General features: G+C 73.8%; 15 protein-coding genes. 7 read left to right on the top strand and 8 right to left on the bottom strand.

Annotated elements, in window-relative coordinates:
• Positions 1-16: 16 nt before the first annotated feature.
• Together ACFWEJ_RS19650 and ACFWEJ_RS19655 are read left to right on the top strand one after the other, a co-directional pair.
• Positions 17-907, top strand: coding sequence for a carbohydrate ABC transporter permease (locus ACFWEJ_RS19650; protein WP_377230894.1), 891 nt, complete (start codon positions 17-19; stop codon positions 905-907).
• The gene (locus ACFWEJ_RS19655) at positions 904-1,755 is read left to right on the top strand and encodes a carbohydrate ABC transporter permease (protein WP_377230880.1); all 852 of its coding nucleotides are present in this window, start codon (positions 904-906) and stop codon (positions 1,753-1,755) included. Before ACFWEJ_RS19650 ends, ACFWEJ_RS19655 begins: the two co-directional genes overlap by 4 nt.
• 103 nt (positions 1,756-1,858) lie before the next feature.
• Here ACFWEJ_RS19655 and ACFWEJ_RS19660 read toward each other — a convergent pair whose 3' ends face one another.
• Positions 1,859-2,545, bottom strand: a complete 687-nt coding sequence (locus ACFWEJ_RS19660; RefSeq protein WP_377230881.1) for an ABC transporter ATP-binding protein — start codon at positions 2,543-2,545, stop codon at positions 1,859-1,861.
• Positions 2,546-2,594: 49 nt separating this feature from the next.
• The gene (locus ACFWEJ_RS19665; RefSeq protein WP_377230882.1) at positions 2,595-3,743 is read right to left on the bottom strand and encodes an ABC transporter permease; all 1,149 of its coding nucleotides are present in this window, start codon (positions 3,741-3,743) and stop codon (positions 2,595-2,597) included.
• Between the two features lie 156 nt (positions 3,744-3,899).
• Between ACFWEJ_RS19665 and ACFWEJ_RS19670 the strand changes: the two genes are divergently transcribed.
• Positions 3,900-5,192, top strand: coding sequence for a sensor histidine kinase (locus tag ACFWEJ_RS19670; protein ID WP_377230883.1), 1,293 nt, complete (start codon positions 3,900-3,902; stop codon positions 5,190-5,192).
• On the top strand, positions 5,189-5,809 hold the full coding sequence (locus ACFWEJ_RS19675) for a response regulator (protein ID WP_377230884.1): 621 nt from the start codon (positions 5,189-5,191) through the stop codon (positions 5,807-5,809). The genes ACFWEJ_RS19670 and ACFWEJ_RS19675 overlap by 4 nt, the downstream gene beginning before the upstream one ends.
• A gap of 79 nt (positions 5,810-5,888) precedes the next feature.
• On the opposite strand, the gene ACFWEJ_RS19680 is transcribed toward ACFWEJ_RS19675, so the two are convergent.
• The 4 genes from ACFWEJ_RS19680 to ACFWEJ_RS19695 all read right to left on the bottom strand — a co-directional run bounded on the left by ACFWEJ_RS19680 (position 5,889) and on the right by ACFWEJ_RS19695 (position 9,181).
• A complete protein-coding gene (locus tag ACFWEJ_RS19680) occupies positions 5,889-6,731 on the bottom strand; it encodes a MetQ/NlpA family ABC transporter substrate-binding protein (RefSeq protein ID WP_377230885.1) in 843 nt (280 codons plus the stop codon).
• A gap of 32 nt (positions 6,732-6,763) precedes the next feature.
• Positions 6,764-7,441, bottom strand: a complete 678-nt coding sequence (locus tag ACFWEJ_RS19685; RefSeq protein ID WP_377230886.1) for a methionine ABC transporter permease — start codon at positions 7,439-7,441, stop codon at positions 6,764-6,766.
• Positions 7,438-8,490, bottom strand: a complete 1,053-nt coding sequence (locus tag ACFWEJ_RS19690) for a methionine ABC transporter ATP-binding protein (protein ID WP_377230887.1) — start codon at positions 8,488-8,490, stop codon at positions 7,438-7,440. The genes ACFWEJ_RS19685 and ACFWEJ_RS19690 overlap by 4 nt, the downstream gene beginning before the upstream one ends.
• Positions 8,491-8,611: 121 nt before the next feature.
• The gene (locus tag ACFWEJ_RS19695) at positions 8,612-9,181 is read right to left on the bottom strand and encodes an NADPH-dependent FMN reductase (protein WP_377230888.1); all 570 of its coding nucleotides are present in this window, start codon (positions 9,179-9,181) and stop codon (positions 8,612-8,614) included.
• A 178-nt stretch (positions 9,182-9,359) separates the two neighbouring features.
• Here ACFWEJ_RS19695 and ACFWEJ_RS19700 point away from each other — a divergent pair, with 178 nt between their 5' ends.
• Complete coding sequence (locus ACFWEJ_RS19700) at positions 9,360-9,737, top strand: winged helix-turn-helix transcriptional regulator (RefSeq protein WP_377230889.1); 378 nt, start codon at positions 9,360-9,362, stop codon at positions 9,735-9,737.
• Positions 9,737-11,005 carry a hemolysin family protein gene (locus ACFWEJ_RS19705; RefSeq protein ID WP_377230890.1) on the top strand — a complete coding sequence of 423 codons (1,269 nt, stop codon included), beginning with the start codon at positions 9,737-9,739 and terminating at the stop codon, positions 11,003-11,005. Before ACFWEJ_RS19700 ends, ACFWEJ_RS19705 begins: the two co-directional genes overlap by 1 nt.
• A gap of 18 nt (positions 11,006-11,023) precedes the next feature.
• On the opposite strand, the gene rraA is transcribed toward ACFWEJ_RS19705, so the two are convergent.
• Positions 11,024-11,488 (bottom strand): ribonuclease E activity regulator RraA, encoded by a 465-nt coding sequence (gene rraA, locus ACFWEJ_RS19710; RefSeq protein WP_377230891.1) that lies wholly within the window; start codon positions 11,486-11,488, stop codon positions 11,024-11,026.
• An 86-nt stretch (positions 11,489-11,574) separates the two neighbouring features.
• On the bottom strand, positions 11,575-12,171 hold the full coding sequence (locus tag ACFWEJ_RS19715) for a TetR/AcrR family transcriptional regulator (RefSeq protein WP_377230892.1): 597 nt from the start codon (positions 12,169-12,171) through the stop codon (positions 11,575-11,577).
• A 78-nt stretch (positions 12,172-12,249) separates the two neighbouring features.
• Here ACFWEJ_RS19715 and ACFWEJ_RS19720 point away from each other — a divergent pair, with 78 nt between their 5' ends.
• Positions 12,250-13,128, top strand: coding sequence for an SDR family oxidoreductase (locus ACFWEJ_RS19720; RefSeq protein ID WP_377230893.1), 879 nt, complete (start codon positions 12,250-12,252; stop codon positions 13,126-13,128).
• The last annotated feature ends 67 nt before the right edge of the window (positions 13,129-13,195 follow it).

Raw genomic sequence — 13,195 nt, forward strand, 5'->3', positions numbered from 1 at the left:
GGCCCCGCGCGGGCCGGTGCGCCGCAAGTCCTTCGGACGCCGGCAGGCGCTGACGATCCTCGGGTTCTTCGCGCCCGCCATCGTCTTCGTCTGCTGGTTCACCTACTGGCCGATGCTGCAGGGCGCCCATATGGCGTTCCGCGACTGGAACCTGTGGGACCTCACCTCGACGCCCTGGGTGGGCCTGGGCAACTTCGCCACGATCCTCGCCGACCCGGTCTTCCCCATCGTCGCGGGCAACACGCTCGTGTGGGTGGTCGGCTCGATCGTGCCCCAGCTCGTCATCGGGTTCCTGGTCGCGCTGGCCCTGTGGCGCCGGTTCCGCTTCCGCGGGCTCTACCAGGCGCTGATCTTCTACCCGTGGGCGGTGTCCGGCTTCCTGGTCGGCATGCTGTTCCGCTGGATGTTCAACGCCGAGTTCGGCGTGGTGAACGACCTGCTGATGAAGGCGGGCGCCATCGACGCGCCCCTGCCGTGGCTCGCCGACCCGAAGCTCGCCATGGTCGCCGTGATCGTCGCCAACGTCTGGTACGGCGTGACCTTCTTCGCGATCATGATCCTCGCGGCCCTCCAGTCCGTGCCCGACGAGGTGCTGGAGGCCGCGGCCATCGACGGGGCGGGCACGGTGCGCCGGCTCTTCTCGATCGTCGTCCCCTACATCTGGACGACGCTCGCGCTGACCGTGCTGCTGCGGGCGATCTGGACGTTCAACTCGCCCGAGATCATCTACGCGATGACCGCCGGCGGGCCTGCCGGCCGCACGCACATCGTCACCACCTGGATGATCGAGTACACCCAGCAGGGCAGCTACGGCCTGGCGAGCGCGATCGGGCTGGCCGTCATGGTCGTCCTGTTCGTGTTCTGCGCCTTCTACCTGACGGCGATGCGGCGGGTGAACCAGCGATGACGGCTCTTCGAACCGCAACCGGCCGGGTCACCACGGGCGGCGTCGTCCGCGTCACCGGGCTCACGTTGTGGCTGGTCATCACGCTCTTCCCGCTCTACTGGGTGGTCGTGACGTCGTTCAAGTCGCCCGGCTCGATCAACCGGTGGCCCCTGGAGTACTGGCCGTCGGAGCCCTCGACCGCCAACTACACCGACCTGTTCGCGACGTCGGCCTTCGGCACGTTCCTCGGCAACTCGCTGGTGGTCGCGCTCGTGGCCGGCGCCACGGCGACGCTCATCGCCCTGCTCAGCGCCTACGTGCTGGCCCGGTTCGAGTTCCGGGGCAAGGGCGCGGTGCTCGGGGCCTTCCTGCTCACGCAGATGATCCCGGCGTTCATCGCGCTCGGGCCCCTGTACGCGATGCTCGCCGACCTGGGCCTGGTGGACACCAAGCCGGGCCTCGGCCTGGTCTACGTGGCCATGTGCATCCCGTTCTCCACCGTGATGCTGCGCGGGTTCTTCGAGAACATGCCGGACGCGCTGGAGGAGGCCGCGATGATCGACGGGTGCTCGCGGCTCGGCGCGCTGTTCCGCGTGCTCGTGCCCGTCATGGCGCCGGGGATCGCCGCCGCGTTCATCTTCAACTTCGTGAACTGCTGGAACGAGCTGTTCCTGTCCGTGGTGCTGATGAACTCCGACGCCAACAAGACCGTCCCGGCCGCGCTCAACGGCTTCATCTCCACGTTCAACATCGCGTGGGGCCCGATGTCGGCCGCCGCGGTGCTCACCGTGCTGCCGACGATGGTGCTGTTCGCCCTGGCGAGCCGCTGGATCGTGGAGGGTCTGACGGCGGGTTCGGTCAAGGAGTGACGGAGTACGCCATCTGCTGAGCTGAGTTCAGCAGGCGACAGGCGACCATGACCGGCGGGGTGACGGTCGTCTGCCGCCTGCTGAACGAACGTCCAGCTCCAGGTCACGCCGGCTGGGGCGCCTCGACCCGGGCGTCGAGCATCCGGACGGTGGCGTCGACCGAACCGAGCGTGGCGGCGTCGTGGGAGACCAGCAGGGTCGCCGCCCCGGTCTCGCGCGCCAGGCCCGTGATCAGCTCGACCACCTGGGTGCCGCGCTCGTGGTCGAGGGCCGACGTCGGCTCGTCGACGAGGAGCACCTGCGGCCGGCCGACGAGCGCCCGCGCGATCGCGACCCGTTGCCGCTGCCCGCCCGACAGCCGCGCGGGCCGCCGGTCGTGCAGGCCGGCGAGCCCGACGGCGTCCAGCAGCTCCATCGCGAGCCCGCGCACGCTCGCCGGCCGGGCGCCGCGGAGGTGCGCGTGCAGCTCGAGCTGTTCGAGGGCGGTCAGCGAGCCCAGCAGGTTGGGCGACTGGAAGACCATGCCGATCCGGTCGAGCCGCACGCGGGTCGCGTCCGCCACGGTGGTGGTGGGGGTGAAGACCGTCTCGGCGCCGATCGCGACCGTGCCGCGGCTGGGCGGGGTCAGCCCGGCGGCCACCGCCAGCAGGCTGGACTTCCCGGCCCCGGACGGGCCGAGCAGGGCGGTGGTGGTTCCGGCGGGGATGGTGAGGTCGACGTCGTCCACCGCGGTGAGCGTGGTGTCGCCGTCGGGGTAGACGAGGGTGACGCGGTCGAGGCGCAGGTCCATGGGATTCTCCTTCGGGATGCGTGGATGAGGGGTGCGGGGGCGTGCCCGGTCAGCGCGCCGCGAGGGCCGCGTGGGGGTCGACGCGCGCGACGCGGGCCACGGCGACACCCGCGCCCACGAGCCCGAGCACGACCAGCCCCGCGGCGGGCACCAGGGTCGTCGCGGTCGTCAGGACGACCGGGACGGCGTCCGGCAGCAGCGCCGCGCCGGCGGCGGTGAGCGCCGTCCCGATCGCGACCCCGCCGACCAGCAGCACCGCGGCCTGCCCGAGCGCGTCGCGCACCAGGTAGCCGGTGGAGGCGCCGAGCGCCTTGAGCACGGCGACGTCGCCGGTGCGGCTGATGGTCCAGACGGTGAAGAACGCGCCGACCACCAGGGCGGAGATGACGAGCAGGAACGCCTGCATCGTCGTCAGCGAGGTGTTCTCGCCCACGAAGGAGGACACCGCCGAGCGGGCGTCCGGCGTGGTGACGGTCGTGGTCCCGAGGTCGCCGTCCGCGGCGGTGAGCTCCGCGCCGCCGACGCCGCCGACGCCGGTCGTGGTCAGGGCGACCACTGTCGCGACCGGGCCGTCCGCCGTGGCCCCGGACCCGCGGGCCCCGACGGCCTGCCAGTCCTCCAGCGTGGTCCACACCGCGGGCGTGTGCGAGAACGACTGGTCCGCGTCGACGGTCCGCGCGACCGTCAGCCGCTGCCCGCCGAGCGTGACCGTGTCGCCGGCGCCGACGTCGAGCGCGTCGGCCGCGCCCGGGGTGAGCACCACCGTGCCGGGCTCGACGTCGGCCCCGGCGTCCCCGGCGTCCCCGCCGTCCCCGCCGTCCCCGCCGTCCCCCGGCACGAGGTCCGTGCCCGGGGCCACGCCGAGCGCCGTGACCGCCGCGGTGGTGCTGCCCGACGCGGCGCGGGTGGTCGCCACCCCCAGCGGCTCGGCGGACGCGACGCCCGGCTTCCGGGCCCAGCCCTCCCACTGCTCCTGGGTGACGCGGGACGCCGTGAACTCGGGCGCATCGTCCGCGGCCGGCATCGAGAACGCCAGGTGGTCGGCGGGCAGGTCGGTCACGGCCGACGTCGACTCCCGCGCCAGCCCCGCCGTGAGGGAGGCCAGGAAGGTCACGAGAAAGGTGATGAGCACGATCACCACGGACATGAGGACGAAGCGTCCACGAGCATGCTTGAGATCGCGCAGGGCGACGAACACGAGATTCCTCCAACGGTTGCCGGTACGGGTACCAGCCTCCGCGCCGGGCGGACGGCGGTCATCGGCGGCGTGAGTGATCGTGGGCCGCCGAACGGTGGACCGGCGGTTCAACCTTTCGGACGATGCACTGGTCCTGCCGCTGGTTATCGTGGACGGGTGACCCGCCCTTCCCCGTCCGCGGCGACCTCGTCCCCGGCGACGCGCGGCCTCGTCGTCGGGCTCGACCTCCTGCTGGTGGTCCTGGTGGTCATCGCGGTGGTGCAGGCGCCGCCCGGCGCCGGTTGGCCCGCGGCGCTCGCGGGCGGGGTGCTCCTCGCCGGCTATGTCGCGGGACGCGCGGCGGTGCGGGTGCACGAGCGGTCCGTGGACACGCCCCGTGGCACCTGGTGGCCGGACCTGGCGTGGATCGTCGGCCTGACCGTCGTCTGGGTCGTGCTGCTCTGGCTGTCCCCGGCGGCGCTGTGGGTGGCGTTCCCGCTGATGATCCTGCAGATGCACGTGCTCGGTCCCCGGCGGGGCGTCGTCGCGGTCGTCCTGACCGCGGTCGTGACCGTCGCCGACGGTCTCCTGACCCGGTCCGGCCCGGGCGAGCCGTGGACCGGGTACGTGCTGGGGCCGCTGCTCGGGGCGGCCGTCGCCGTGGGCGTGGTGCTCGGCATCGAGGCCTTCGTCCGCGAGGCGCAGAACCGGCAGCGCACCGTGGACGAGCTGACCCGGGCCCGCCGGCACCTCGCCCAGGCGGAGCGGGAGCGGGCGGTCACGGACGAGCGCGCCCGGCTGGCCCGGGACATCCACGACACCCTCGCGCAGTCGCTGTCCGCGATCGAGCTCCTGCTGCGTGCGGCGGAGGACGCCGTGGGCTCCGACGACGCGCGGGCACGGGAGCTCGTGGGCCAGGCCCGGTCCGCCGCGCGCGACGGCCTGGCCGAGGCCCGGCGCGTGGTGCAGGACCTCACCCCCGCCGACCTCGACCGCACCACCCTGCTGGGGGCGCTGCGCCGCGTCGCGGAGCGCACGGCGGCCGGCCGCGACGGCACCCGGTCGCGCCCCCTGGCGGTCACCGTGCACGCCGGCGGTACCCCGCGGCCGCTGCCCGTGCCGCTGGAGACCGCGCTGCTGCGCATCGCCCAGTCGGCGCTCGCCAACGTCGACGAGCACGCGGACGCGTCCCGCGCGGAAGTGACGCTGACCTACGCGCCCGGGAGCGTCACCCTGCGGGTCGCGGACGACGGCGTCGGCCTCGGCCCGGCGGCCGCGCCCGGGGTTCCGGCGTCGGCGACCGCGGCGGCGACCGCGTCCGGCGGGCCGGGCGCACGCGGCTTCGGCCTCCCCGCCATGCGCTCCCGGGTGCGGGAGCTCGGCGGCGAGCTCGCGCTGGAGGGTCCCGCGGGCGCCGGGACCGTCCTCACGGTCACGCTGCCGGTCCGGCCGGAGGAGGAGGCCCGATGATCGACGTCGTCGTCGCCGACGACCACCCGGTGGTCCGCGCCGGGCTGCGCGCCGTGATCGACGGCCAGCCGGACATGCGCGTCGTCCACGAGACGTCCACCGCTGAGGAGCTGCTGCGCTGGCTCGACGGCCCGGGGCGGGCCGACGTCGTCCTGCTCGACCTGCGCTTCGGCGACACCCGGATGGGCGGCGCGGAGGCCACCGGGAGCATCGTCCGGCGGCACGCGACAGCCGTGCTCGTGGTCACGACCTACGGCACCGACGCCGACATCCTGGCCGCGGTGGAGGCGGGTGCCACCGGCTACCTGCTCAAGGACGCGCCGACCGAGGAGCTCGCCCGCGCGATCCGCTCCGCCGCCGCGGGCGAGGTCGCGCTCGGCGCGGGCGTCCAGCGGCGGCTGCTGGGGCGGGTGCGCGCCCCGGGCGAGACCCTCAGCGCGCGCGAGCTCGAGGTGCTGCGCCTGGTCGCGGCGGGACGGTCCAACGACGCAGTCGCCCGCGAGCTGTTCGTCTCGGTCGCGACGGTGAAGTCGCACCTCGCGCACATCAACACCAAGCTCGGCACCCAGTCCCGAACGGAGGCGGTGGCCGCAGCGCGGGAGCGCGGGATGCTCTGACCCGGCGCCCGGTCGCCGTTGCGGCACGCGAGAGGCCCCGCACCCGGAGCGGGTACGGGGCCTCGGTGTCGAGCGCGGCTCAGAAGGCGGGCAGGACCCCGCCGTCGGGCCACTGGGTCTCGATGAACTCACGCACCTCGTCGGAGTGCAGCAGCCCGTCCAGCGTGACGATCTCCGGCCGCTCCTTGTCCTCGCTGCGCACGGCCAGGAAGTTCGCGTACGGGTTGTCCTCGCCGGACTCGACGAACAGGGAGTCCGTCACGGGGTTGAGCCCGGCCTCCAGGGCGTAGTTGCCGTTGATGATGGCCAGGTCGACGTCGTCGAGCGCCCGCACGAGCGACTCCGGGGCCGTCTCGATGAACTCGAAGTTCTTCGGGTTGTCCTCGATGTCGAGCAGGGTCGGGTCGGCGTCGCCGGTGTCCGCGAGCGTGATGAGGCCGTTCTTCTCCAGCAGGTCCAGCGCGCGGGCCTGGTTGCCCGGGTCGTTGGTGATGCCGAAGACGGCGTCGTCCGGCACGTCCTCGATCGTCTCCCACTCGTCGGAGTACGCGGCGTAGGGCTCGATGTGCACGCCCTCGAAGTGGTCGAACTCGTACCCCTGCTCCTCGACCTGCGAGGTGAAGTAGGGCAGGTGCTGGAAGTAGTTCGCGTCCAGGTCGCCCTCGGCGAGCGCGGTGTTCGGCAGGACGTAGTCGTCGAACACCTCGATCTGCAGGTCGATCCCTGCCTCCTCGGCGAGGTTGTCCTTGACGAACTCCAGGACCTCGGCGTGCGGCGTCGGGCTGGCGCCGACGGTGAGCGTCACGGGACCCGAGGCCTCGGACGTGGCGTCGTCCGAGCCCTCGTCGGCGGACCCGCCGCACGCGGCGAGGGTGAGCGCGGTGACGGTCGCGAGCGCGACCGCGCTCAGGTTCTTTCTCATGGACGTCCTCCTGGACGGGTGGGGAGATGGGGTCAGCGGTGGTCGAAGGCCCGGGCGAGGCGGTCGCCCAGGAGCTGGATGAGGATGACGAGGGCGGCGAGCAGCACCACGCAGACCGTCATGACGGCGGTGTCGAAGCGCTGGTAGCCGTAGGAGATGGCCAGGGCGCCGAGGCCGCCGGCGCCGATCACACCGGCCATGGCGGAGTAGCCCAGCAGCGCGATCACGGTGACCGTGAACGAGGACACGAGCGCGGGCAGGGCCTCGCGGAGCAGCACGTGGACGGTGATGCTCGCCTGGCCGGCGCCCATGACCCGCGCGGCCTCGATCTTGCCCTCGGGCACGTCCCGGAACGCCGTCTCGGCCAGGCGCGCGAAGAACGGGATGGCTCCGACGGTCAGCGGTACCACGGCGGCCTCCCACTGGAGCGTGGTGCCGACGACGAACCGGGTGAACGGCAGCAGCGCGATCATCAGCACCAGGAACGGCAGGGAGCGCACCACGTTGGCGACCAGCCCGACGGCGGCGTTGACCGGCCGGCTCGGCGTCGTGCCGCCCGCCGACGTCGAGTAGAGGAAGACGCCGAGCGGTAGGCCCAGCACCAGGGTCAGCAGCGAGGAGACCGCGACCATGAGCAGCGTCTCGACGGTCGCCTCCGGCAGCATCTCCTGCACCACCCGGTTGGAGACCAGCTCGTCCCACCAGGTCATCGGGTCACCTCGACGTCGTCGGCGGGTGCGGAGCCGGAGGGCTCTGCGCCGGCCTGCTCACCCAGCAGGCCGCTCTCGGCGAGCCGGGCGCGCACCGCCGCCGTCCGGGCGACGGGCACGTCGAGCTGGAGGCGGCCCACCTGGCGTCCCGCGATGGTCTCGATGGTCCCGGCGGCCACCTGGACGTCCGGGCCGAGGTCCGCGAGCGCGCGCAGCACCTGGTCGGTGGGCGTGCGGTCGGTGGTGTAGGCGACGTCCAGCAGCGACCGCTCGCTCCCCACGGGCAGGTCGGGGACCGGGACCAGGTCGCGGGCGAGCCGGGAGCCGGTGCGGCCGGCGACCTCGGCGACGGGCCCGTGCTCGGCGACCCGCCCGCCGTCCAGCAGCGTGACGGTGTCGCAGACCTCGCGCACCACGCTCATCTCGTGGGTGATCACGAGCACGGCGATCGAGAGCCGGTCGCGCAGGTCCCGGATCAGGGAGAGGATCTGCCGGGTGGTCGCCCCGTCCAGCGCCGACGTCGGCTCGTCGCACAGCAGCACGGCGGGCCGGGCGGCCAGGGCGCGGGCGATGCCGACGCGCTGGCGCTGCCCGCCGGAGAGCTGCGCGGGGTGGGCGTCGAGCCGGTCGCCGAGGCCCACCAGGTCGAGCAGCTCCCGCGCCCGCTCACGCCGCTCCCGGCGTCCGACGCCGGCGATCTGCAGCGGGTACTCGACGTTCCCCGCGATGGTGCGCGAGTCGAGCAGGTTGACGTGCTGGAACACCATGCCGATGCGGCGGCGCGCCGAGCGCAGCCGCCGCTCGGACAGGCCCGTGAGCTCGACGCCGTCGACCTCGACCGTGCCCGAGGTGGGCCGTTCCAGCAGGGTGAGGCAGCGGATGAGGGTGGACTTTCCGGCGCCGGAGTGGCCCACGACGCCGTGGATCTCGCCGGCGGCGACCGTGAGGTCGACGCCGGCGAGGGCGGTCACGGGACGGGCACCGGCGTCGTACACCTTGCGCAGGCCGGTCAGGCGCACGCGGGGCGTGTCGGTGGGGGTGGGCGGCACGAGGTTCCTTCGGGGTGGTCGACGACGACGTCGGGGTGGGGGCTGCGCATGAAAGCACGCCCACGGGCGTGGTCAGGACCGGGACCAGGAACGTTTCAGGATGTGAGACGGCTGGCGGGCCCTACGCCGCGCGCGTCGCGCGCAACGGGGCGAGCGCGCCCGACCACGCGACCACGTCGTCGAACAGGTCGGTGAGCGCGGCCTCCTGACGCGGCTCCGGGGTCAGCGTCACGTACTCCTCGAAGTCGTGGTGGAACGACAGGGCGACGGCGCTGCGGACGGTCGCCAGGCGCAGCTCGGCCGCGACGAGCCGCAGGTGCTCGACGGCGCGGGTGCCGCCGGCCACGCCGTAGCTGACGAAGCCCGCCGCCTTGTCGTTCCACTCCGCGTAGAGGTAGTCGATGGCGTTCTTGAGCACGCCCGTGGTGGAGTGGTTGTACTCGGGCGTGACGAACACGTACCCGTCGAACCGCCCGATCACCCGCGACCACGCCTTCGTGTGGTCGTGCGTGTACGCCCCGCCGGAGGCCGGGACCGGCTCGTCGAGATGGGGGAGCGGATGGTCCGCGAGGTCGATCAGCTCGAAGGTCGCGTCGGTGCGCTCCTTGGCGCGGTCGAGGACCCACTGCGACACGGCGTCGCTGTAGCGTCCCGGGCGGGTGCTGCCGACGATGATGGCGATCTCGGTCATGGTGCTGCTCCTTGGGCGTGGCGCCGGTTCGTGGACGGGAACCGGGGCGTCCGGTGTTGCCGGTCGACAGCCGGAACAGGCGGCGACAGGGCCTTATGCCAGGTTTCGATCGCGCACTTCGAAGTGCGTCAGGCACCCTGAGGTGCCTGATGGGAAGCCGATGGAGGACGGAGTCGAGATGACCGACGCACATGAGCCCGCGCTCGCTACTGCGGACGAGTCGGTCCCGCGGTGCGCCACCGCCGAGGACCGGGACGCCGTCGGGCGGTTGTTCCGGCGGGTGGGCGACCGCTGGTCGCTGGTGGTGATCGCGCGGCTGCGGGACGGACCGGTGCGGTTCACCACGCTGCTGCGCGGCATCGACGGCATCTCGCACCGGCTGCTGACGGTCACGCTCAACCGCCTCGCCGACGACGGGCTGGTCTCGCGCCAGGCGTTCGCCGAGGTGCCGCCGCGGGTCGAGTACGCCCTGACCGGGCGCGGCGTGTCGCTCCTGGGCCCCGTCGGCGAGCTCGCGGCGTGGGCGGAGCGCGGCGCCGGGGAGGTGGGCGGCTGATGGACCAGGACACGTGGGTCAACGTCGCGCTGGTCCTGGTGTTCATCCTGGTCGGCGGAGTCTTCGCCGGCACGGAGCTCGCCCTCGTCTCGCTGCGGGAGAGCCAGATCAGCCGGCTGGAGGCCCGGGGCGGGCGCGGCGCCCGGGTCGCGGCGGTGGCCCGGGACCCCAACCGGTTCCTCGCAGCGGTGCAGATCGGCGTGACCGTGGCGGGGTTCTTCTCCGCCGCCTACGGCGCCTCGACGCTCGCGCCGGACTTCGCGCCCGTGCTGGAGGGTCTCGGGCTGCCGGCGGACGTCGCCGCGACCGCCTCGCTGATCGTGCTGACGCTCGTGATCGCCTACCTCTCGCTGGTGCTGGGCGAGCTGGTCCCCAAGCGGTTCGCGCTCCAGCGCTCCCAGGGTGTCGCCCTGGTGGTCGGCCCGCCGCTGGACGTGTTCGCGAACCTGATGCGCCCGGTGGTCTGGCTGCTGTCGGTCTCCACCAACGCGGTGGTGCGCCTGCTCGGCGGCGACCCGCGGGCCACCTCCGAGGGCATGACCGAGGAGGAGCTGCGCGACGTCGTCGTGGCGCACGAGGGGCTGCCCGCCGAGGAGCGCCGCATCCTGAGCGACGTCTTCGACGCCGCGGAGCGGTCGATCAGCGAGGTGATGCGCCCGCGCGGGGAGGTGACCTTCGTCGACGGCGCCCTGACGGTGTCCGAGGTCCTGGAGATCGTGCGGGTCAGCCCGTACTCGCGCTACCCGGTCACGGGCACCGACTTCGACGACGTGACCGGCCTGCTGCACGTCCGCGACCTGTTCGGGGCGCCGAGGACGACGCCGGTGCGCGAGCTGACGCGCAGCATGCTCTACCTGCCGGCCACCGCGCACCTCATCCCGGCGCTGTCGCAGATGCGGCGCGAGCGCCGCCACCTCGCCGTGGTGGTCGACGAGTACGGCGGCACCGACGGGATCGTCACGCTCGAGGACCTCGTCGAGGAGATGGTCGGCGACATCCAGGACGAGTACGACGCGCTGGAGGGCGCGTCGCAGCAGGCCGAGGGCACGTCCGTCGTCGACGCCGGGGTCACGATCGAGGAGTTCGCCGACCGGACCGGCGTGGAGCTGGCCGACGGGCCCTACGAGACCGTCGCGGGGTACGTCGTCAGCCGGCTGGGCCGGATCGCCGAGGTGGGCGACCAGGTCCACGTCGCCGACGTCGACCTGGTCGTCACCGCGGTCCAGGGCCGGCGCCTGACCCGCCTGGAGGTGGTGCGCCGGGGCTGAGGCTCCCCGTCGGGTGCGTCAGCGCTCGACGAGGATGCCGTCCTCGTCGCTCCAGAGCCGGGCGCCCGGCCGGAACGTGACGCCACCGAAGGCGACCTCGACGTCCGCCTCGCCCGCGCCCGTCTTGGTGCTCTTGCGCGGGTTGGTGCCCAGGGCCTTGATCCCGAGCGGGATCTCGGCCAGCGCCACGCGGTCGCGGACCGCGCCGTGGATGACCACGCCCGCCCAGCCGTTGTCGGCGGCGATCTGGGCGATCATGTCGCCCATCAGCGCGCGCTCCAGCGACCCGCCGCCGTCGACGACCAGGACGGCGCCGTCGCCCGGCGTCGAGACGATCGACTTCAGCAGCGCGTTGTCCTCGAAGCACCGCACGGTGCGCACGGGCCCCTCGAACCGGGCGACGCCGCCGTGGAGCTGGAACTGGACGGGCACGGACTGGACCGTCTCGCCGAGTTCGTCGTAGAGGTCGGCCGTTGCGGGCATGGGCATCCTTTCGTCGCCGGGAGCTCGTCGCCTGGAGCGTAGCGTCCCCGCCACTCGTCCCTCGGCCCTCGGAGCCGGTGCGGTGGTCAGGCCGCGAAGCCCGCGCTCGCGCGGTCCACGGCCGCGCGGATGGCGGCAGCCCGGTCCTCGGGCCGCTCGGCGGCGACCGCCGCCGCGGTCGCGCCGCCCATGCAGGCGCCGAGGTGCGCCGCCAGCAGCGGCCACCCCGCGCGGTCCGGGAACCGGGCGTGGAGGGCGCCGACCAGGTCGGTCTGCGCCCGCTGGAGGCGCAGCACGAGCGACGCCGGCAGGCCGCGCGACGCGGTGACGAGCTCGGCCCGCAGGTCCGCGAGCTCGTCGGTACCGGCGCCCGGATCCTCGAAGAGGTCGACGAACGCCGTCATCACCGCCCGGACGCCCTGCGCCGCGTCCGCGCCGGCGGGGAGGTCGTCGAGTGCCAGGACCGCCCGGCGGACGTGGCCCTCCAGGTAGTGGAAGAGCACGTCCTCCTTCGAGGGGAAGTGCAGGAAGAACGTGCGGCGCGCGACGCCGGCGCCGGCCGCGATGTCGTCGATCGACGTCCCGGCGACGCCCCGGTCGAGGAACAGCGCGGTGGCCGCGGCGACGATCACGCGCCGCGTCTCGGCCCGCTTGCGCTCCCGGATCCCGGTCTCCTTGCTCATGGGCCCAGCGTAGCGCGGAATCGATGCACTAGTGTATGAATGCACTAGTGCATAAAAGTGTCGATCAAGGAGGCGCCCATGTCGCAGCACACCGGCCGGACCTACGTGGTCACCGGCGCCGACTCCGGGATCGGCGCCGCCGTCGCCGACCGGCTCGACGGGGAGGGCGCGCGGGTCCTGCGGTGCGGCCTCGCCGACACCGCCGACGTCCGCGCCGACCTGACCACCGCGGAGGGGCGCGCCGCCGCCGTCGCGCGGGTCCGGGAGCTGGCCCCGTCCGGGATTGACGGGGTCGCGCTCGTCGCCGGCAGCGCGGACGCACGCGTCGCCGTCAGCCTCAACTACTTCGGTACCGTCGGGCTGCTCACCGCCCTGCGCGGCGACCTGGCGCGCCGGGCCGCGGCCCGCGCCGTCGTCGTCAGCTCGGCCTCCTCGCTCTCCGCCGGCGAGGACGACCTCGTGGACGCCTGCCTCGCCGGTGACGAGGCCCGCGCCCTGGCGGTCGCGGACCGGATGGTGGCGCGCGGTCGTGGGGGAGCGGTCTACCGGTCGACCAAGATCGCCCTGAACCGGTGGCTGCGCCGCACCGCCGTCACCGAGGAGTGGGCGGGGGCGCGCATCCCGCTCAACGCCGTCGCCCCGGGCGTCGTCGAGACCGGGACCGCGCGGCGCACCCTGCTCGCCGACGCCGCGAGCGTGCGGGTGCTCCGGGATGCCTTGCCGCAGCCGCTCGGGATGCCCGGCCCGGTCGAGCCGGTCGCCGCCGCCATCGCCTGGCTCCTGACGCCGGACGCCGCGTTCGTCACCGGGCAGGTGCTCTTCGTCGACGGCGGGGCGGAGGCCACGCTCCGCGGCGAGGCGCCGTTCGCGTCCGGCGTCCGCTACGGGCCGCTGCGGATGGCGCGCATGATCGCGTGGACCGTCGTGGGCCGGCTGCGTTCCCGCCGGGCGGCGTGAGCAGCGCGCCGGGCGCCCAGGTCGGTGACCCGCTCCACAGCCTCGGCCTGAGCGACCCCGCCCCGTC

The organism is Promicromonospora sp. NPDC060204 (assembly GCF_042728455.1).
In the GTDB taxonomy this organism is placed as follows: domain Bacteria; phylum Actinomycetota; class Actinomycetes; order Actinomycetales; family Cellulomonadaceae; genus Promicromonospora.

Coding starts and splice junctions, on each gene's coding strand:
- ACFWEJ_RS19655 (WP_377230880.1), top strand. CDS start 904: ATGACGGCTCTTCGAACCGCAACCGGCCGGGTCACCACGGGCGGCGTC.
- ACFWEJ_RS19660 (WP_377230881.1), bottom strand. CDS start 2,545: ATGGACCTGCGCCTCGACCGCGTCACCCTCGTCTACCCCGACGGCGAC.
- ACFWEJ_RS19675 (WP_377230884.1), top strand. CDS start 5,189: ATGATCGACGTCGTCGTCGCCGACGACCACCCGGTGGTCCGCGCCGGG.
- ACFWEJ_RS19680 (WP_377230885.1), bottom strand. CDS start 6,731: ATGAGAAAGAACCTGAGCGCGGTCGCGCTCGCGACCGTCACCGCGCTC.
- ACFWEJ_RS19685 (WP_377230886.1), bottom strand. CDS start 7,441: ATGACCTGGTGGGACGAGCTGGTCTCCAACCGGGTGGTGCAGGAGATG.
- ACFWEJ_RS19695 (WP_377230888.1), bottom strand. CDS start 9,181: ATGACCGAGATCGCCATCATCGTCGGCAGCACCCGCCCGGGACGCTAC.
- ACFWEJ_RS19700 (WP_377230889.1), top strand. CDS start 9,360: ATGACCGACGCACATGAGCCCGCGCTCGCTACTGCGGACGAGTCGGTC.
- ACFWEJ_RS19705 (WP_377230890.1), top strand. CDS start 9,737: ATGGACCAGGACACGTGGGTCAACGTCGCGCTGGTCCTGGTGTTCATC.
- rraA (WP_377230891.1), bottom strand. CDS start 11,488: ATGCCCGCAACGGCCGACCTCTACGACGAACTCGGCGAGACGGTCCAG.
- ACFWEJ_RS19715 (WP_377230892.1), bottom strand. CDS start 12,171: ATGAGCAAGGAGACCGGGATCCGGGAGCGCAAGCGGGCCGAGACGCGG.
- ACFWEJ_RS19720 (WP_377230893.1), top strand. CDS start 12,250: ATGTCGCAGCACACCGGCCGGACCTACGTGGTCACCGGCGCCGACTCC.